Source organism: Pseudomonas sp. KD5 (assembly GCF_012932895.1).
Lineage (GTDB): Bacteria > Pseudomonadota > Gammaproteobacteria > Pseudomonadales > Pseudomonadaceae > Aquipseudomonas.
On sequence record NZ_JDWJ01000006.1, the window covers coordinates 111381 to 129364 of the forward strand.

Annotated in this window: 15 protein-coding genes; 11 read left to right on the top strand and 4 right to left on the bottom strand. The window is 60.8% G+C overall.

What is annotated here, in order from left to right:
- Positions 1 to 50: 50 nt before the first annotated feature.
- Together AF70_RS14920 and edd are read right to left on the bottom strand one after the other, a co-directional pair.
- Positions 51 to 1001, bottom strand: coding sequence for a glucokinase (locus AF70_RS14920; protein ID WP_019581467.1), 951 nt, complete (start codon positions 999 to 1001; stop codon positions 51 to 53).
- Positions 998 to 2824, bottom strand: coding sequence for a phosphogluconate dehydratase (gene edd, locus AF70_RS14925; protein ID WP_028939408.1), 1827 nt, complete (start codon positions 2822 to 2824; stop codon positions 998 to 1000). The genes AF70_RS14920 and edd overlap by 4 nt, the downstream gene beginning before the upstream one ends.
- Positions 2825 to 3043: 219 nt before the next feature.
- Between edd and gap the strand changes: the two genes are divergently transcribed.
- Both gap and AF70_RS14935 read left to right on the top strand, forming a co-directional pair.
- Positions 3044 to 4045 carry a type I glyceraldehyde-3-phosphate dehydrogenase gene (gene gap, locus AF70_RS14930; protein WP_018926476.1) on the top strand — a complete coding sequence of 334 codons (1002 nt, stop codon included), beginning with the start codon at positions 3044 to 3046 and terminating at the stop codon, positions 4043 to 4045.
- Positions 4046 to 4063: 18 nt separating this feature from the next.
- Positions 4064 to 4528: a methylglyoxal synthase gene (locus tag AF70_RS14935; protein ID WP_007934704.1), complete on the top strand. Its 465-nt coding sequence runs from the start codon at positions 4064 to 4066 to the stop codon at positions 4526 to 4528.
- Between the two features lie 129 nt (positions 4529 to 4657).
- Here the strand turns inward: AF70_RS14935 and AF70_RS14940 are convergent, their stop codons facing one another.
- Positions 4658 to 5020 (bottom strand): DUF6124 family protein, encoded by a 363-nt coding sequence (locus AF70_RS14940; protein ID WP_019581469.1) that lies wholly within the window; start codon positions 5018 to 5020, stop codon positions 4658 to 4660.
- Between the two features lie 476 nt (positions 5021 to 5496).
- Here AF70_RS14940 and AF70_RS14945 point away from each other — a divergent pair, with 476 nt between their 5' ends.
- The 7 genes from AF70_RS14945 to AF70_RS14975 all read left to right on the top strand — a co-directional run bounded on the left by AF70_RS14945 (position 5497) and on the right by AF70_RS14975 (position 14273).
- Complete coding sequence (locus AF70_RS14945) at positions 5497 to 6828, top strand: CoA transferase (RefSeq protein ID WP_028939409.1); 1332 nt, start codon at positions 5497 to 5499, stop codon at positions 6826 to 6828.
- 445 nt (positions 6829 to 7273) lie between these two features.
- Positions 7274 to 8701, top strand: a complete 1428-nt coding sequence (gene arcD, locus AF70_RS14950) for an arginine-ornithine antiporter (RefSeq protein ID WP_028939410.1) — start codon at positions 7274 to 7276, stop codon at positions 8699 to 8701.
- A gap of 51 nt (positions 8702 to 8752) precedes the next feature.
- Positions 8753 to 10009 carry an arginine deiminase gene (gene arcA, locus AF70_RS14955; RefSeq protein ID WP_018926480.1) on the top strand — a complete coding sequence of 419 codons (1257 nt, stop codon included), beginning with the start codon at positions 8753 to 8755 and terminating at the stop codon, positions 10007 to 10009.
- A 69-nt stretch (positions 10010 to 10078) separates the two neighbouring features.
- Positions 10079 to 11089: an ornithine carbamoyltransferase gene (locus tag AF70_RS14960; RefSeq protein WP_018926481.1), complete on the top strand. Its 1011-nt coding sequence runs from the start codon at positions 10079 to 10081 to the stop codon at positions 11087 to 11089.
- A 162-nt stretch (positions 11090 to 11251) separates the two neighbouring features.
- Positions 11252 to 12181 (top strand): carbamate kinase, encoded by a 930-nt coding sequence (arcC, locus tag AF70_RS14965; protein WP_028939411.1) that lies wholly within the window; start codon positions 11252 to 11254, stop codon positions 12179 to 12181.
- A 78-nt stretch (positions 12182 to 12259) separates the two neighbouring features.
- Positions 12260 to 12619: a DUF5064 family protein gene (locus AF70_RS14970; RefSeq protein WP_018926483.1), complete on the top strand. Its 360-nt coding sequence runs from the start codon at positions 12260 to 12262 to the stop codon at positions 12617 to 12619.
- Between the two features lie 145 nt (positions 12620 to 12764).
- Complete coding sequence (locus AF70_RS14975) at positions 12765 to 14273, top strand: sigma-54-dependent transcriptional regulator (protein ID WP_028939412.1); 1509 nt, start codon at positions 12765 to 12767, stop codon at positions 14271 to 14273.
- A 172-nt stretch (positions 14274 to 14445) separates the two neighbouring features.
- Here AF70_RS14975 and AF70_RS14980 read toward each other — a convergent pair whose 3' ends face one another.
- Positions 14446 to 14652 carry a hypothetical protein gene (locus AF70_RS14980; RefSeq protein ID WP_155954627.1) on the bottom strand — a complete coding sequence of 69 codons (207 nt, stop codon included), beginning with the start codon at positions 14650 to 14652 and terminating at the stop codon, positions 14446 to 14448.
- Between AF70_RS14980 and gcvH the strand changes: the two genes are divergently transcribed.
- Positions 14651 to 15025 (top strand): glycine cleavage system protein GcvH, encoded by a 375-nt coding sequence (gcvH, locus tag AF70_RS14985; protein WP_018926486.1) that lies wholly within the window; start codon positions 14651 to 14653, stop codon positions 15023 to 15025. The two genes, AF70_RS14980 and gcvH, sit on opposite strands and share 2 nt — an antisense overlap.
- A gap of 11 nt (positions 15026 to 15036) precedes the next feature.
- Entirely contained in the window at positions 15037 to 17889 is a 2853-nt protein-coding gene (gene gcvP / locus AF70_RS14990) for an aminomethyl-transferring glycine dehydrogenase (protein ID WP_019581475.1), read from the top strand.
- The last annotated feature ends 95 nt before the right edge of the window (positions 17890 to 17984 follow it).

A 17984-nucleotide genomic window follows, 5' to 3' on the forward strand; every position in this document is an offset into this window, starting at 1 on the left:
CAGCCGAACGGGGCGGTGCGGCGTTCCGACAAGCCCCCTCGCCACAGGTCTCAGGCCTGCTCCAGCGCCACACCCGCGCCAACAAGGCCGGAATACGGCGCTGTCACCAGCCACACCGGAATGCCTTTGAAGTAATCGCTCATGCAACCCTTGTCGGCAAAGCACCGGGCGAAACCGCTTTTAACGAAAAAGTCGGCAAACCGTGGAATCACCCCGCCAACGATGTACACACCACCCCGTGCACCGGTGGTCAGCACATTGTTGCCGGCCACGCGACCGAGCCAGCAGCAGAACTGCTCGAGCACTTCCAGGGCAATCGGATCACCCGCCAGCCCGGCCGCCGTGATCGCCTCAGGTGTGTCGAGCACAGGCGTGTGACCATCCACCGCGCAGATCGCCCGGTACACTCGCGGCAAACCACTGCCGCTCAATGCCGTTTCAGCGCTGACATGGCCGATCTCGTTGTAGATGTGTTGCCACAGTTGGGTTTCCCGCGGGCTGCTCAGCGGCAGATCGACGTGACCACCCTCCCCCGGCAACGCGGCAAAACGGCCCTCGCCCAGATCGAGCAACGTGCCTACACCCAAGCCTGTGCCCGGGCCGATTACCACCGCCGGCCGCAACGGTTCCGGCGTGCCTTCGCAGACCACCCGGAACTCGCCCGGCTGCAAGCGGGTCATGCCCAGCGCCATGGCTGAGAAATCGTTGACCAGCAGCAGTTGATCCACCTGCAAAGTCTTGCAGAAACCCTTGCGGCTGAGCCGCCAGTGATTGTTGGTGAACTTGAATTCATCACCGCTCACAGGGCCGGCCACCGAGAGGCACACCGAACCGATCGAACCCGGCGCCAGGCCGAGCCCGCTCAGGTACAGCGCAATCGCTTCTTCCGGGGTGGCGTGGTCTGCCGTTGCCAGCACCTGGACTGATTCCAGTTGCTGGTTTTTCCACAACGCGAAACGTGCGTTGGTCCCACCGATGTCACCGACCAAAGCCAGTTTCAATTAAGCGTCTCCAGGGCAGAAGTAAAGGCGCTGGCGCCTTGCTCTGCGGAGCTGAAGGCCATGCGCATGAAACCAAACAGTTCGCGACCGGTGCCGATGTTGTTGCCCAACAGACCTTTGGCCGGCTCGCGTGCTGCGAATTCTTCGGCGTCCACCTTAAGCTCCAGGGTGCCTTTGACGCCATCGACGCGGATGATATCGCCCTCACGCACCCGTGCCAAAGCGCCGCCCACATAAGCTTCGGGGCTGACGTGGATCGCCGCCGGGATTTTCCCCGAGGCGCCGGACATGCGCCCGTCAGTCACCAACGCAACTTTGAAGCCACGGTCCTGCAACACGCCGAGGAACGGCGTCATCTTGTGCAGTTCCGGCATGCCGTTGGAACGCGGGCCCTGGAAGCGCATTACCGCGACAAAATCCTTCTCCAGCAGACCAGCCTTGAATGCATCGGCCAGGTCCTGTTGATCCTGGAACACCATGGCCGGGGCTTCGACGACTTGGTTTTCCAGCGCGACCGCCGAGACCTTCATCACGCCACGGCCCAGATTACCTTCCATCACGCGCAAACCGCCCTCTGGCGAGAATGCCCGAGCCACTGGGCGCAGGATGTTTTCGTCGAGGCTTTCGATCGGGCCTTCGCGCCAGACCAGCTCGCCGTTTTCGAGGAACGGCTCTTTGGTGTAGCGGCTCAGGCCGTGGCCGAGCACGGTGTTGACGTTTTCGTGGAGCAGGCCGGCTTCCAGCAGTTCGCGGATCAGGAACGACATGCCGCCCGCTGCCTGGAAGTGGTTGATGTCGGCTTTGCCGTTCGGGTACACGTGGCTCAGGGTCGGCACCACCTCGGAGAGGTCGGCCATGTCCTGCCAGGTCAACTGGATGCCTGCGGCCATGGCGATGGCCGGCATGTGCAGAGTGTGGTTGGTCGAGCCGCCGGTGGCGTGCAGGGCCACGATGGAGTTGACCAGCGAACGCTCGTCGACGATTTCGCCGATCGGCAGGAAGTTGCCATTCTGCTTGGTCAGGCGCGTGACCTGATGCGCCGCTTCGCGGGTCAGGGCATCGCGCAACGGGGTGTTCGGGTTGACGAACGAGGCGCCCGGCAAGTGCAGGCCCATGACTTCCATCAGCAACTGGTTGGTGTTGGCGGTGCCGTAGAACGTGCAGGTGCCAGGGCTGTGATAGGACTTCATCTCCGATTCCAGCAGCTCTTCGCGGGTCGCCTTGCCTTCGGCGTAGCGCTGACGCACATCGGCTTTCTGCTTGTTGGAGATGCCCGACACCATCGGCCCGCCCGGCACGAAAATCATCGGCAGATGACCGAAACGCAACGCGCCCATCATCAGGCCCGGCACGATCTTGTCGCAGATGCCGAGCATCAGCGCGCCGTCGAACATGTTGTGGGACAGCGCCACGGCGGTGGACAACGCGATCACTTCACGGCTCGGCAGGCTCAGTTCCATGCCTGGCTCGCCCTGGGTCACGCCATCGCACATGGCTGGGGTGCCACCGGCGAACTGGCCGACGGAGCCGATTTCGCGCAGGGCTTTTTTGATCTGTTCAGGAAAGACTTCGTACGGCTGGTGCGCCGAGAGCATGTCGTTATATGACGAAACAATTGCGATGTTGGCGGAGTTCATCATCCGCAAGCTGTGCTTGTCGTCGCTGCCACATCCGGCCACGCCGTGGGCGAAGTTGGCGCATTGCAGCTTGCCACGCATCGGGCCGTCACTGGCGGCGCCACGGATCAATGCAAGGTAAGCCTCACGTGTGGCGCGGCTGCGGGCGATAAGCCGTTCGGTGACCTCAAGGACGCGGGGATGCATGTGTAGAACTCCAGGCTAACGGATGTGGCGACCTGATTGTCTATGCTGATCAATTGCCGGTGTGATCGGGATGACAGACGGCTTTGTTGACCATTCGGACCAGTTGATTCAGGTCACTCGTTGTAGATAAAACAAAATATTGCCACTAAAAAGGCTTGTTTTCTATTTTTTTGCGAATAATCTTGTAATTCCAACAACAAAACGACGGCGGCGCTGTAAATGACTCTTCGAATCGCAATCAATGGTTTTGGCCGTATCGGCCGTAATGTCCTGCGCGCACTGTATACCCAAGGCTATCGCCAGGATCTGCAGATCGTGGCAATCAACGACCTGGGCGACAGCTCGATGAATGCTCACCTCCTGAAATACGACACCGTTCACGGCACATTCGATGCCGATGTCCAGCACGATCAGGAAAGCCTGACCGTCAACGGCGACCGTATTTCGGTCAGCGCCATTCGCAACCCGGCCGAATTGCCTTGGGCCGCGGAGAAGGTCGACGTCGTATTCGAATGCACTGGTCTGTTCACCGACCGCGCCAAAGCCGCCGCCCATATTACGGCCGGCGCACGTAAAGTGATCATCTCGGCCCCGGCCAAAGGCGCCGACGCCACTGTGGTTTATGGGGTTAACCACGACATTCTGCGCCAGTCGCACCAGATCATCTCCAACGCCTCGTGCACCACCAACTGCCTGGCCCCGGTGGCCCAGGTGCTGCACCGCGAGCTGGGCATCGAAAGCGGTCTGATGACCACCATTCACGCCTACACCAACGACCAGAACCTGACCGACGTCTACCACACCGACCCGTACCGCGCCCGTTCCGCCACCCAGAACATGATCCCGAGCAAGACCGGCGCCGCTGAAGCGGTAGGCCTGGTGCTGCCGGACCTGGCGGGCAAACTGACCGGCATGGCAGTGCGTGTTCCGGTGATCAACGTGTCGCTGGTGGACCTGACCGTGCAGCTCAAGCGCGAAGCGTCGGCCGATGAAGTGAATGCGCTGCTCAAACAAGCCAGCCAACACTCGAAGATTCTCGGCTACAACGCCCTGCCGCTGGTATCCAGCGACTTCAACCACAACCCGCTGTCGTCGATCTTCGACGCCAACCACACCAAGTCCAGCGGCAAGCTGCTCAAAGTGCTGGCCTGGTACGACAACGAGTGGGGCTTCTCCAACCGCATGCTCGATAACTGCCTGGCGCTCTGCAACGCCGAGTAAACCGTGGAGCAGCAACCGATGATCGGTATCAGCTTTACGCAAAAGACCATGGCAGCGCGCAAGCGTATCGCCCTGGTCGCCCATGACCACTGCAAAGTGTTTTTGCTGGACTGGGCCGAGCGGCAGAAAGACAAACTCGCGCAGCATGAACTGGTCGCCACCGGCACCACGGGGTTGTTGTTGCAACAACGCCTCGGCCTGTCGGTGGAAAGCATGATCAGCGGTCCACTGGGCGGCGACCAGCAACTCGGCGCGCAAATCGCCGAGCAGCGGGTCGACATGCTGGTGTTCTTCTGGGACCCGTTCGAACCGCAACCCCACGACCCGGACATCAAGGCATTACTGCGGGTCGCGGCGGTGTGGAACATCCCCGTGGCCTGCAACGAATGCAGCGCCGACTACCTGCTCAGCAGCCCGTTGATGGATCAGGCTCACGAACACCGCATCCCGGATTACGCAACCTATCTGCTGGGGCGTGGGTAAAGCTGTGGCAGCAGGCTCGCTCCTACAGGGGAATGCACATCCCTGTAGGAGCGAGGCTTGCCCGCGAAGGCATCATTTCAGGCAACACAACTCTCGAACTCAGCCAACAATTCCCCAATCCTCGGGGGATTACTCAGTCGGCACTACCTTATCCAACACCTGATTCACAGCCAGTTCGGCCAGCATCACCACCTGCGCGATACCCAGCAAGGTTTTGCGGTGAGTGCCTTCAAGCAAAGCCGCGAAGTCGTTGAGCATGACGGTGGCCGAGCCCAGGGTTTCGCTGGCGTTGACCAGCATCGGCTCGGTGGCGGCCGCCGGGTTGGCCATGTACAGCTTGTTGGGTTGGTAGGGTGAGGCCATGACCGTGGCCGCCGGCTTGAGGTAATGGTCGAGGGCGCGCTCGGCGGCTTCGTTGAGTTTTCTGGAATCGGGGGATTCGTAGGGGGAGACCGGGTCGGTGAGCGGTGGGTTTGGCGTTACTTTGAACATGGGATACTTACCTCTAGTAAGGCCGCGTCCGTCTCGCTGCTAAACGGATGGGTGGCGGCTATGCGCAAGTTAGCAGACCGGTAAGCTCCCAAAACCCGGCGCACCCGAAGGTGCCATGCGCACAGCCACCATCGAGCACAGGCGAATGCCTGACTGGATGAGACTTATGCAACCGGGAGCTAACACAGCCGGGCTGCTAAACCCGATCACTGGGAATCAGTGATGCGAATCAAGTTACCGACCGGCCCCAAGGCGCACAAGCCGGCGGATTCTGGCGCAGGCGTAGGCAACGGCGCAAGGTTTCGTGGGCTTTAGGACGTAACACAGGGTGTCGTTAAACATTCATTCTGGATCGTGTGTATTGGCGCTCGGAAATCGATGAATACCCTGACAGATCGGTCTTGCTCCCACAGGATTTCATCTGGCCGAGCCGTCTTTTTGAACTATGCTCGGGCTCTCGCTCCGGAGGGCCTTCGATGACTGATTTACTCACGTCCATTCAAGCCGCACTCGGCTTGCCCCACACCCCAATCCCGTTCACCTCGAGCGGCGCCCTGCCCTCGGCATTTGCCGTGACCGACCTGGCCTGCGCCAGCATTGCTGCCGCCGGCCAGGCCGCCAGCGAACTGCTGCATCAACAAACCGGTCGCTTGCCCAGCCTTGAAGTCGACCGCCGGCTGGCGTCGTTCTGGTTCGCCACCTCGATCCGCCCCGTGGGGTGGAGCGTCCCGCCGCTGTGGGATCCGGTCGCCGGCGACTACGCGACCAAGGACGGCTGGATCCGCCTGCACACCAACGCGCCCCATCACCGCGCCGCTGCGGAATCAGTGCTCGGCGCCTGTGCCGACCGCGCGGCGATGGCGAGCAAAGTGGCTCAGTGGGCGAAAAGCGATCTGGAACAAGCGGTGGTCGAGGCCGGTGGTTGCGCCGCCGAGATGCGCAGCTGGAAGCAATGGCAAGCTCACCCCCAAGGTCAAGCCGTGAACGCCGAACCGTTGATCCAATTCAGCGCCGATGGCAGCCAGAACGCCAAACCGTGGCAAGGCTCGGTGGCGCAACCGCTGGCCGGAATCAAGGTACTGGACCTCACGCGGGTGCTCGCCGGCCCGATCGCCAGCCGCTTCCTCGCCGGGCTCGGCGCCGATGTGCTGCGCATCGACCCACCGACCTGGAACGAACCGGGGGTGGTGCCGGAAGTCACCTTGGGCAAACGCTGTGCGCGCCTGGATCTGCACGACAAAGCCGATCGCGCGGTATTCGAAAGCCTGCTCAAGGACGCCGACATTCTGCTCCACGGCTACCGCGCCGATGCTTTGGAACGCCTGGGTTACGGCACCGCCCAACGCCAGGCACTGGCCCCCGGCCTGATCGATGTTTGCCTCAACGCTTACGGCTGGAGCGGCCCCTGGCAAAACCGCCGCGGCTTCGACAGCCTGGTGCAGATGAGCAGCGGGATTGCCGACGCGGGCATGCACTGGAAGAAGGCGGATAAACCGACACCGCTGCCGGTCCAGGCCCTTGATCACGCCACCGGGTATTTAATGGCGGCCAGTGCGATCAAGCTATTGGGGCACGGTGGTTCTGCGCGGTTGTCGCTGGCACGGACGGCGAAGCTGTTGATCGAACATGGCGCCGGAACCAACGAGCCATTGCGCGCAGAGGATGACCTCGATCAAGGGATGTTGATTGAGCAAACGCCGTGGGGACCGGCCCATCGGTTGCAGGTGCCGTTGAAGATCACCGGGACGCCACTGCAATGGGCGCTGCCGGCCGGGGAACTGGGCGCCCATCGCGCGCAGTGGTGGTGATCATCAGATAGCTTTCGCGGGCAAGTCCGCTCCCACAGGTACAGCGTGATCCTGTGGGAGCGTGGCTTGCCCGCGATGAGGCCAGAACAGTCATTGCAAACACTGTCACGTAGTTATTTTTAACTAAACAGATAAAACGAAATAACGTTTATTCATTAATTCCAGTACCGCGCACCTGATAAATCAAATCTGTCATATAAACAGTTATCAGAAAATTGGCGAAACCGCAGAAACACACTAATTTCAAAGCCCAAGCAATACCGCTTACGCCCACCTGACTTGCCCCCTCTGAACAGGGCTTCCCCGGTAATACCGCTATGTCCGAGAAAGATACATAAGTCTTTCATTAACAATGGAATGTGCCCATGCACTGATCTATGTCAGCTGATTGAACAGCCAGCAGAACTACTCTGTTGTCTCTCTTCTCCTGCACTGGAGTCATGCGATGTCTGAATCCCCCGGAAAACTGAAACTCGGTGCGCTCGTTGCTTTAGTGGTCGGTTCAATGATTGGTGGCGGAATCTTCTCTTTGCCCCAGAACATGGCCGCCAGTGCTGATGTCGGTGCTGTTCTTATTGGTTGGGTAATCACCGCAGTGGGCATGTTGACCCTCGCTTTCGTCTTCCAGACCCTGGCCAATCGCAAGCCTGAGCTGGATGGTGGTGTTTATGCCTACGCCAAGGCCGGTTTCGGCGACTACATGGGTTTCTCGTCTGCCTGGGGATACTGGATCAGTGCCTGGCTGGGCAATGTGGGTTACTTCGTTCTGTTGTTCAGCACCCTCGGTTATTTCTTTCCGATCTTCGGCGAAGGCAACACCGTTGCTGCCGTCATCGGCGCCTCGCTGCTGCTTTGGGCCGTGCACTTTCTGGTGTTACGGGGAATCAAGGAAGCGGCGTTCATCAACCTGGTGACCACCGTCGCCAAGGTCGTACCGCTGCTGCTGTTCGTGTTGATCGCCTTGTTCGCGTTCAAACTGGAGATCTTCACCGCCGACATCTGGGGCATCAAAAACCCAGACCTGGGCAGTGTGATGAACCAGGTGCGCAACATGATGCTGGTCACCGTGTGGGTGTTCATCGGCATCGAAGGCGCGAGCATCTTCTCGGCCCGTGCCGAAGTACGCAGCGACGTGGGTAAAGCCACCGTCATCGGCTTCATCACCGTGCTGCTGTTCCTGATGCTGGTGAACGTGTTGTCTCTGGGGATCATGACCCAACCTGCGTTGGCGAAACTGCAGAACCCGTCGATGGCCGCGGTGCTGGAACATGTGGTCGGTCATTGGGGCGCGGTGCTGATCAGCGTCGGCCTGATCATATCCTTGCTCGGGGCGTTGCTGTCGTGGGTGCTGCTGTGCGCGGAGATCATGTTCGCTGCCGCCAAGGACCACACCATGCCGGCGTTTTTGCGCCGTGAAAACGCCAACCTTGTACCAGCCAACGCGCTGTGGCTGACCAACGCGATGGTGCAGCTGTTTCTGATCATCACACTGTTTTCGGCCAGCACTTACCTGTCGCTGATCTACCTCGCCACTTCGATGATTCTGGTGCCGTACCTGTGGTCGGCGGCTTATGCCGTGCTGCTGGCGGTACGCGGCGAGAGCTATGAAAACGCCCTGGCCGAACGCAGAAAAGATTTGATCGTCGGTGGCATCGCGTTGATCTACGCGATCTGGCTGCTGTACGCCGGCGGCGTCAAATACCTGCTGCTCTCCGCCCTGCTGTATGCCCCCGGTGCGATCCTGTTCGCCAAGGCCAAACTTGAAGTCGACAAACCGGTTTTCACTAACGTCGAGAAGCTGATTTTCGCCGCCGTCGTCGTAGGCGCCCTGGTGGCGGCCTATGGGCTGTATGCCGGCTTTCTGACCCTTTAGCACTGTAATGAAAAGCAGCACCTGAATGTTTTGATCTGGAGGAACACGGTAATGACCACGGAAAAAGTTAAGTACGGCGTCCATTCCGAAGCCGGCAAACTGCGCAAAGTCATGGTTTGCTCCCCCGGCCTGGCCCACCAGCGGCTGACCCCGAACAACTGCGACGAACTGCTGTTCGATGATGTGCTGTGGGTCGCCCAAGCCAAACGCGACCACTTCGACTTCGTCACCAAAATGCGCGAGCGTGGTGTCGACGTGCTGGAAATGCACAACCTGCTGACCGACATCGTCGCGATGCCTGAAGCGCTGGACTGGATTCTGGAGCGCAAGATCACCGCCAATTCGGTCGGTCTCGGCCTGGTCCATGAAGTGGGGGCCTGGCTACGTAGCCTGGAGCCACGCAAGATCGCCGAATTCCTCATCGGCGGGGTTTCCGCCGATGACCTGCCGGACAGTTTCGGCGGCAAGACCATTCAAATGTTCCGCGACTTCCTCGGCCACTCCAGCTTCATTCTGCCGCCGCTGCCCAACACTCAGTTCACCCGCGACACCACGTGCTGGATCTACGGCGGCGTGACCCTGAACCCGATGTACTGGCCGGCGCGCCGTCAGGAAACCCTGCTGGCCACCGCCATTTACAAATTCCACCCGCAGTTCACCAACGCCGACTTCCAGATCTGGTACGGCGACCCCGACCAGGACCACGGCAACGCCACCCTTGAGGGCGGTGATGTGATGCCGATCGGCAACGGCGTGGTGTTGATCGGCATGGGCGAGCGCTCGTCCCGCCAGGCCATCGGCCAATTGGCGGTCAACCTGTTCAAGAACAAAGCCGTGGAACGAGTCATCGTCGCCGGCCTGCCGAAATCCCGCGCGGCGATGCACCTGGACACCGTGTTCAGCTTCTGCGACCGCGACCTGGTGACGATTTTCCCGGAAGTGGTGAAGCAGATCGTCGCCTTCAGCCTGCGCCCCGATGAAAGCAAACCGGGCGGCATCGACGTGCGCCGTGAAGAAACCAGCTTCCTCGACACCGTGGCCAAGGCCCTCAACCTCAAGGCGCTGCGTGTCGTCGAAACCGGCGGTAACGCCTTTGCCGCCGAACGCGAGCAATGGGACGACGGCAACAACGTGGTGGCGGTGGAGCCAGGCGTGGTCATCGGCTACGACCGCAACACCTACACCAACACCCTGCTGCGCAAGGCCGGCGTCGAGGTCATCACCATCAGCGCCAGTGAGCTCGGGCGCGGGCGTGGCGGTGGCCACTGCATGACCTGCCCGATCATTCGCGACCCTATCGATTATTAACTTTCGAGCCTTGGCCGATGCTTATCCAGCACGGCCGAGGGGATAACCGAAACCCAAGGAGATCCAATCATGGCTTTCAACATGCGCAACCGCAGCCTGCTCTCGCTGATGCACCACACCACTCGCGAGTTGCACTACCTGCTGGACCTGTCCCGCGACCTCAAGCGCGCCAAATACACCGGCACCGAGCGTCCGCACCTGCAAGGCAAGAACATCGCGCTGATCTTCGAAAAAACCTCGACCCGCACCCGGTGCGCCTTCGAAGTCGCGGCCCATGACCAAGGCGCCCACGTCACCTACATCGACCCGGTGTCGTCGCAGATCGGCCACAAGGAAAGCATGAAGGACACCGCCCGCGTGCTGGGGCGGATGTTCGACGCCATCGAGTACCGTGGCTTCGAACAGGAAATCGTCGAAGAGCTGGCCAAGTTCGCCGGCGTACCGGTGTTCAACGGCCTGACCGCTGAATTCCACCCGACGCAAATGATCGCCGACACCCTGACCATGCGCGAACACAGCGACAAACCGCTGCACGACATCAGCTACGCCTACCTCGGCGATGCGCGCTACAACATGGGTAATTCGTTGCTGATGATCGGCGCCAAACTCGGCATGGACGTGCGCATCGCCGCACCGAAAGCGCTGTGGCCGCATCAGGACTTCATCGATCAGTGCAAAGCCTTCGCCGAAGAGAGCGGTGCGCGCATCACCATCACCGAAGACCCGAAAGCCGCGGTCAAGGGCGTGGACTTCATCCACACTGACATCTGGGTGTCGATGGGTGAGCCGGTGGAAGCGTGGGACGAGCGCATCGAGCAACTGCTGCCGTACCAGGTCAACGCCGACATGATGAAGGCCTCGGGCAACCCGCGCGTGAAGTTCATGCATTGCCTGCCGGCGTTCCACAACAGCGAAACCAAGGTCGGCAAGGACATCGCCGCACGCTATCCGCACCTGGCCAACGGCGTCGAAGTGACTGAAGAAGTCTTCGAATCGCCGGCCAACATCGCCTTCGAGCAAGCGGAAAACCGTATGCACACCATCAAGGCTATTCTGGTATCGGCGCTAGCGGATATCTGAGGCTGAACACTGGTTGCGGTGATCGTTCCCACGCTCTGCGTGGGAATGCATCCACTGACGCTCCGCGTCACATGGGACGCGGAGCGTCCCGGGCGGCATTTCCACGGGGACCGTGGGAACGATCATCGTGTTGTACGCTCCCTCTCTGAAAGGATCTGCATTATGCGTATCGTCATTGCTCTGGGCGGTAACGCCCTGCTCCGCCGGGGTGAGCCCATGTCCGCGGACAACCAGCGCGCCAACATCCGGATCGCCACCGAACAGATCGCCAAGATTCATCCCGGCAACCAACTGGTGATTGCCCACGGCAATGGTCCGCAGATCGGCCTGTTGTCGCTGCAAGCGGCGGCCTACAGCCAGGTTTCGCCTTACCCGCTGGACGTACTCGGCGCCGAAACCGACGGCATGATCGGCTACATCATCGAACAGGAACTGGGCAACCTGCTGGACTTCGAAGTGCCGTTCGCCACCCTGCTGACCCAGGTCGAAGTCGACCCCAACGACCCGGCGTTCCAGGCCCCCAGCAAACCGATCGGCCCGGTCTATTCCAAGGCCGACGCCGAGAAACTCGCCGCCGAGAAAGGCTGGGCCATCGCCCCGGACGGCGACAAGTTCCGGCGCGTGGTCGCCAGCCCGAAACCCAAACGTATCTTCGAAATCCGCCCGATCAAGTGGCTGCTGGAAAAAGGCAGCATCGTGATCTGCGCCGGTGGTGGCGGCATCCCGACGATCTACGACGCCAACGGCAAACTGCAGGGTGTGGAAGCGGTGATCGACAAAGACCTGTGTTCGGCGTTGCTGGCCGAACAGTTGGAAAGCGATCTGTTGGTGATCGCCACTGACGTCAATGCGGCGTTCATCGATTTCGGCAAGCCCACCCAGAAAGCCATCGCCCAGGCTCACCCAGATGAAATGGACAAACTCGGCTTCGCCGCCGGCTCCATGGGACCAAAGGTCCAGGCGGCCTGTGAGTTCGCCCGCCATACTGGGAAAGTCGCGGTAATCGGTTCACTCTCTGACATCGAAGCGATCATCCAGGGCAAGGCCGGCACCCGTATCAGCACAGCGACGCCTGGCATCAGTTATCAATAGAAAGAAACGAAAGAAAGAAACGCAGGGGGGCAGGCGTGAGGTCTGCCCTGATTCAATGCCTTTGAAGGAGAGACGCCAATGGCTACGTTCGAACCCGGACACCTGCACATCGAGCGCCATGCGCTGAACAAGGACGATTACAGCTACAACCTGCACATCGAATACAAAATTGCTCAGGATCCCAAGGAAGGCCAAGGCATGCTCTTCACGCTGCGTGGTTCGGTCGAGGGCAAGGAGCTGAATGAAGCGTTTTATCTGCCCAAGGACCAGGCCTTCGACTTTGCCCGCCACGCCACGCGCATCGCGCAAAAGTACGGCATGCCCAAGACCGCCAACATCGGCGCCATGCACAAGTACTACGACGAAATGTTTGAAGACGTGCGGGCCCAACTCGACGTCAAATCCGGCGACCCGGTCAAACCTGAACACCTGGGATAAAACGGTGAACGCTGAACCTGTGGGAGCGGGGCTTGCCCGCTCCCACAGGAGATCATCGTTGTCATGAAGTCCCGTACAGGATTTCACCATTGGCCCGCCCCAAGGCATACTTGCCACCCTCCGCACTCCAGAACCAAACCGCCCCATGCGCATCCACGTCAGTTTCATCGACCGCGTCGGTATCACCCAGGAAGTCCTGGCCCTGCTCGGTGGGCGCAATCTCAATCTGGATGCGGTGGAAATGGTGCCACCCAACGTCTACATCGACGCCCCGACCTTGAGCCCGGCCGTGCTCGAAGAGCTGCGCGATGCGCTGTTCAACGTGCATGGCGTGCAAGCGGTGACGGTGGTCGACATCCTTCCCGGTCAACGCCGTCACTTGCAGCTCGATGCGCTGCTCGCCGCCATGACCGACCCGGTGCTGGCCCTGGACAGCGCCGGCAAGGTGCTGCTGGCCAACCCGGCACTGATTGCCCTGTACGGTCGCGAACCGGCGGGTGAAAGCATCAGCGAGCTGTTTGCCGACCCGGCGCTGCTCGACACATTGCTGGAAAACGGCTTCCGCCTTCCGCTGCGCGAGATCACCGTCAACGGTCAAACCCTGCTGCTGGATGCCACGCCGATCACCGACGCCGGCGCCCTGCTGACCCTGTATCAACCGAACCGCATCGGTGAACGCCTCTCGGCGCTGCACCACGATCACGCTGAAGGTTTCGATGCCCTGCTCGGCGAATCCCCTGCCATTCGTACGCTCAAGGCCCGCGCCCAACGAGTCGCAGCCCTTGATGCACCGTTGCTGATCCAGGGTGAAACCGGCACCGGCAAAGAACTGGTGGCCCGTGCCTGCCACGCCATCAGCACCCGCCACAGTTCGCCGTTCCTGGCCTTGAACTGCGCGGCACTGCCGGAAAACCTCGCCGAAAGCGAACTGTTCGGCTACGCCCCCGGTGCCTTCACCGGGGCACAGCGGGGCGGCAAGCCGGGGCTGATGGAACTGGCCAACCAGGGCACGGTATTTCTCGACGAGATCGGTGAAATGTCGCCGTATTTGCAGGCGAAACTGCTGCGTTTTCTCAACGACGGCAGCTTCCGTCGGGTTGGTGGCGATCGCGAAGTGAAGGTCAACGTGCGGATCCTCAGCGCGACCCATCGCGACCTGGAAAAAATGGTCAGCGAAGGCACTTTCCGCGAAGACCTGTTCTATCGACTCAACGTGCTGAATGTCGAAGTCCCGCCCCTGCGCGAGCGCGGCCAGGACATTCTGCTGCTGGCGCGTTACTTCATGCAGCAGGCCTGCGCGCAGATCCAGCGTCCGGTCTGTCGCCTGGCCCCCGGCACTTACCCGGCACTGCTGGGCAATCGCTGGCCAGGCAACGTACGGCAATTGCAGAACGTGATCTTCCGCGCCGCGGCGATTTGCGAAAGCAGCCTGGTGGACATCGGCGACCTCGACATCGCCGGCACCTCTGTGGCGCGCCAGAGCGACATCGAGGTCGACAGCCTCGAACAGGCCATGGAAGCGTTCGAGAAGGACCTGCTGGAAAAGCTCTACGTCAGCTACCCCTCGACCCGCCAACTGGCCAGCCGCCTGCAAACCTCCCACACCGCGATTGCCCATCGGTTGCGCAAGTACGGGATTCCCAATAAGCCGTGAGGCTTGTGGCTGAAAGGCTATCTCTCTAAACACCATAGACCGCCGCTCCCGCAGGTTTTTGCCGCCTTCAAAACCATGCCAAAAAGCGACCTCCATCTGTACTGAAAGCGCTACAGTGGAATGATATCGATACACCCTCTCCCAATCAGCGCCGTGCAAGGCTTTGATCCACCTAGGCTTTTTTCTTTGCTTCAAGCTGTAGCGATTTCGCTACAGCCGCAGAAACACAACGGTTTACGCAAACATCTAAGTTGCTGTTTTTAAACATAAAAATAACATTGGCCGCCTTTTTGCTTAGTAACCTCCTATAAAGCAGGGTTTTTGCCCCTGCATTCCATCGCGTCCACCAGACGAGTCTGGCCCCCTTAGGAGTTTCCATGAGCGAGTTGCGTTTTACTGAAGATCACGAATGGCTGCGCACCGAAGCTGACGGCACCGTTACGGTCGGCATCACCGCTTTCGCACAGAACGCACTGGGCGACGTGGTTTTCGTACAACTGCCTGAGCTGCAGTCCTACGACAAAGGCGCAGAAGCCGCCACAGTGGAATCGGTAAAAGCTGCCAGCGGTGTGTACATGCCTCTGGACGGAGAAGTGGTCGAGACCAACCCGGCCCTCGATAGCAGCCCTGAACTGGTCAACGAAGATCCGCTGGGCGAAGGCTGGTTCTTCCGCTTCAAGCCAACCGACGCCTCGGCTGTCGGCCAACTGCTGGATCAAGACGCTTACGACCGTCTGATTGCCCAAGCCTGAGGAGCGCTGACATGACTCAAGTCAATCTGACGACCGCCAACGAATTCATCACCCGCCACATCGGCCCGCGCGCAGGTGATGAGCAAGCCATGCTCAACAGCCTGGGCTTTGATTCCCTGGAAGCCCTGAGCGCCAGCGTGATTCCCGACAGTATCAAAGGCACCAGCATCCTCGGCCTTGAAGACGGCCTGAGCGAAGCCGATGCCCTGGCGTTGATCAAATCCATCGCCGGTAAAAACCAGCTGTTCAAGACTTACATCGGTCAGGGCTACTACGGCACTCACACGCCGTCGCCGATCCTGCGCAACCTGCTGGAAAATCCGGCCTGGTACACCGCCTACACCCCATACCAGCCAGAAATTTCCCAGGGCCGTCTCGAAGCGCTGTTGAACTTCCAGACCCTGATCAGCGACCTGACCGGCCTGCCGATCGCCAACGCCTCGCTGCTGGACGAAGCCACCGCTGCTGCCGAAGCCATGACCTTCTGCAAACGCCTGAGCAAGAACAAAGGCAGCCACGCCTTCTTCGCCTCCGTTCATTGCCACCCGCAAACCCTCGACGTTTTGCGCACCCGTGCCGAGCCTTTGGGCATCGACGTTGTGGTGGGCGACGAGCGTGAACTGACCGACGTGACGCCGTTCTTCGGCGCCTTGTTGCAATACCCGGCCAGCAACGGTGACGTATTCGACTACCGCGAACTGACCGAGCGCTTCCACGCGGCGAATGCGCTGGTCGCGGTCGCTGCTGACCTGCTGGCCCTGACCGTGCTGACCCCGCCGGGCGAGTTCGGCGCCGACGTGGCCATCGGCAGCGCGCAACGCTTCGGCGTTCCGCTGGGCTTCGGTGGCCCGCACGCGGCGTACTTCTCCACCAAGGATGCGTTCAAGCGCGACATGCCGGGCCGTCTGGTCGGCGTTTCCGTGGACCGTTTCGGCAAGCCGGCCCTGCGCCTGGCCATGCAGACCCGCGAGCAACATATCCGTCGCGAGAAAGCCACCAGCAACATCTGCACCGCCCAGGTTCTGTTGGCCAACATCGCCAGCATGTACGCCGTGTACCACGGCCCGAAAGGCCTGACGCAGATCGCCAATCGCATTCATCACCTGACCGCGATCCTCGCCAAAGGCTTGAGCGCACTGGGCCTGAGCGTCGAGCAAGCCAGCTTCTTCGACACCTTGACGATCAAAACCGGCGCGCAAACGGCGGCCCTGCACGACAAGGCTCATGCGCAGAAGATCAACCTGCGCGTGGTCGATGCTGAGCGTCTGGGTCTGTCCCTCGACGAAACCAGCAGCCAGGCTGACGTCGAAACCCTGTGGAACCTGCTGGCCGACGGCAAGGCACTGCCGGACTTCGCTGCATTGGCCGCTTCGGTCCAAAGCACCCTCCCGGCCGCACTGGTTCGCCAATCGCCAATCCTCAGCCACCCGGTGTTCAACCGTTATCACTCCGAAACCGAGCTGATGCGCTACCTGCGCAAACTGGCGGACAAGGACCTGGCCCTGGATCGCACCATGATCCCGCTGGGTTCCTGCACCATGAAACTCAACGCCGCCAGCGAAATGATCCCGGTGACCTGGGCTGAATTCGGTGCCCTGCACCCGTTCGCTCCGGCCGAGCAAAGCGCCGGCTATCAGCAACTGACCGATGAACTGGAAGCGATGCTCTGCGCCGCCACCGGTTACGACTCGATCTCCCTGCAACCGAACGCCGGTTCCCAGGGTGAATACGCCGGTCTGTTGGCGATTCGTGCCTACCACCAGAGCCGTGGCGAAGACCGTCGCGACATCTGCCTGATCCCGTCGTCCGCCCACGGCACCAACCCGGCCACCGCCAACATGGCCGGCATGCGTGTGGTTGTGACCGCGTGCGATGCCCGCGGCAACGTCGACATCGAAGACCTGCGTGCCAAGGCCATCGAGCACCGCGAACACCTCGCCGCGCTGATGATCACCTACCCGTCGACCCACGGCGTGTTCGAAGAAGGCATCCGTGAAATCTGCGGCATCATTCACGACAACGGCGGCCAGGTGTATATCGATGGCGCGAACATGAACGCCATGGTCGGCCTCTGCGCACCGGGCAAGTTCGGCGGCGACGTATCGCACCTGAACCTGCACAAAACCTTCTGCATCCCACACGGCGGTGGCGGCCCGGGCGTCGGCCCGATTGGCGTCAAGTCGCACCTGACGCCATTCCTGCCGGGCCACGCCCAGATGGAACGCAAGGAAGGCGCGGTCTGCGCGGCACCGTTCGGCAGCGCGAGCATTCTGCCGATCACCTGGATGTACATTCGAATGATGGGTGGCGCCGGCCTCAAGCGCGCTTCGCAATTGGCGATCCTGAATGCCAACTACATTTCCCGTCGCCTCGAAGAGCACTATCCAGTGCTGTACACCGGCAGCAACGGTCTGGTGGCGCACGAATGCATCCTCGACCTGCGTCCACTGAAAGACAGCAGCGGCATCAGCGTCGATGACGTGGCCAAGCGCCTGATCGACTTCGGCTTCCACGCCCCGACCATGTCGTTCCCGGTGGCCGGCACGTTGATGATCGAGCCGACCGAAAGCGAATCCAAGGAAGAACTGGACCGCTTCTGCGACGCCATGATCCGCATCCGCGAAGAAATCCGCGCGGTGGAAAACGGCACGCTGGACAAGGATGACAACCCGCTGAAAAACGCCCCGCACACCGCTGCGGAAATCGTCGGCGAGTGGACTCATCCGTACAGCCGCGAGCAAGCCGTTTACCCGGTAGCGTCGCTGATCGAAGCCAAGTACTGGCCGCCGGTCGGTCGCGTCGACAACGTGTTTGGCGATCGCAACCTGGTCTGCGCCTGCCCGTCGATCGAAAGCTACGCTTGATCTATAGGGGGCGAGTTACTCGCCCCCTTCAAGAACACCGCACTCCCCCTGTGGGAGCTGGCTTGCCTGCTCCCACAGGATCGCAGTTCCCCATC

Excerpts from the sequence above, each read along its gene's own strand:
- AF70_RS14960 (WP_018926481.1), top strand. The coding sequence starts at position 10,079 with ATGGCTTTCAACATGCGCAACCGCAGCCTGCTCTCGCTGATGCACCAC.
- AF70_RS14935 (WP_007934704.1), top strand. The coding sequence starts at position 4,064 with ATGATCGGTATCAGCTTTACGCAAAAGACCATGGCAGCGCGCAAGCGT.
- AF70_RS14970 (WP_018926483.1), top strand. The coding sequence starts at position 12,260 with ATGGCTACGTTCGAACCCGGACACCTGCACATCGAGCGCCATGCGCTG.
- arcA (WP_018926480.1), top strand. The coding sequence starts at position 8,753 with ATGACCACGGAAAAAGTTAAGTACGGCGTCCATTCCGAAGCCGGCAAA.
- arcD (WP_028939410.1), top strand. The coding sequence starts at position 7,274 with ATGTCTGAATCCCCCGGAAAACTGAAACTCGGTGCGCTCGTTGCTTTA.
- AF70_RS14980 (WP_155954627.1), bottom strand. The coding sequence starts at position 14,652 with ATGGAAACTCCTAAGGGGGCCAGACTCGTCTGGTGGACGCGATGGAAT.
- AF70_RS14975 (WP_028939412.1), top strand. The coding sequence starts at position 12,765 with ATGCGCATCCACGTCAGTTTCATCGACCGCGTCGGTATCACCCAGGAA.
- arcC (WP_028939411.1), top strand. The coding sequence starts at position 11,252 with ATGCGTATCGTCATTGCTCTGGGCGGTAACGCCCTGCTCCGCCGGGGT.
- AF70_RS14940 (WP_019581469.1), bottom strand. The coding sequence starts at position 5,020 with ATGTTCAAAGTAACGCCAAACCCACCGCTCACCGACCCGGTCTCCCCC.
- gap (WP_018926476.1), top strand. The coding sequence starts at position 3,044 with ATGACTCTTCGAATCGCAATCAATGGTTTTGGCCGTATCGGCCGTAAT.
- gcvH (WP_018926486.1), top strand. The coding sequence starts at position 14,651 with ATGAGCGAGTTGCGTTTTACTGAAGATCACGAATGGCTGCGCACCGAA.
- edd (WP_028939408.1), bottom strand. The coding sequence starts at position 2,824 with ATGCATCCCCGCGTCCTTGAGGTCACCGAACGGCTTATCGCCCGCAGC.
- gcvP (WP_019581475.1), top strand. The coding sequence starts at position 15,037 with ATGACTCAAGTCAATCTGACGACCGCCAACGAATTCATCACCCGCCAC.
- AF70_RS14945 (WP_028939409.1), top strand. The coding sequence starts at position 5,497 with ATGACTGATTTACTCACGTCCATTCAAGCCGCACTCGGCTTGCCCCAC.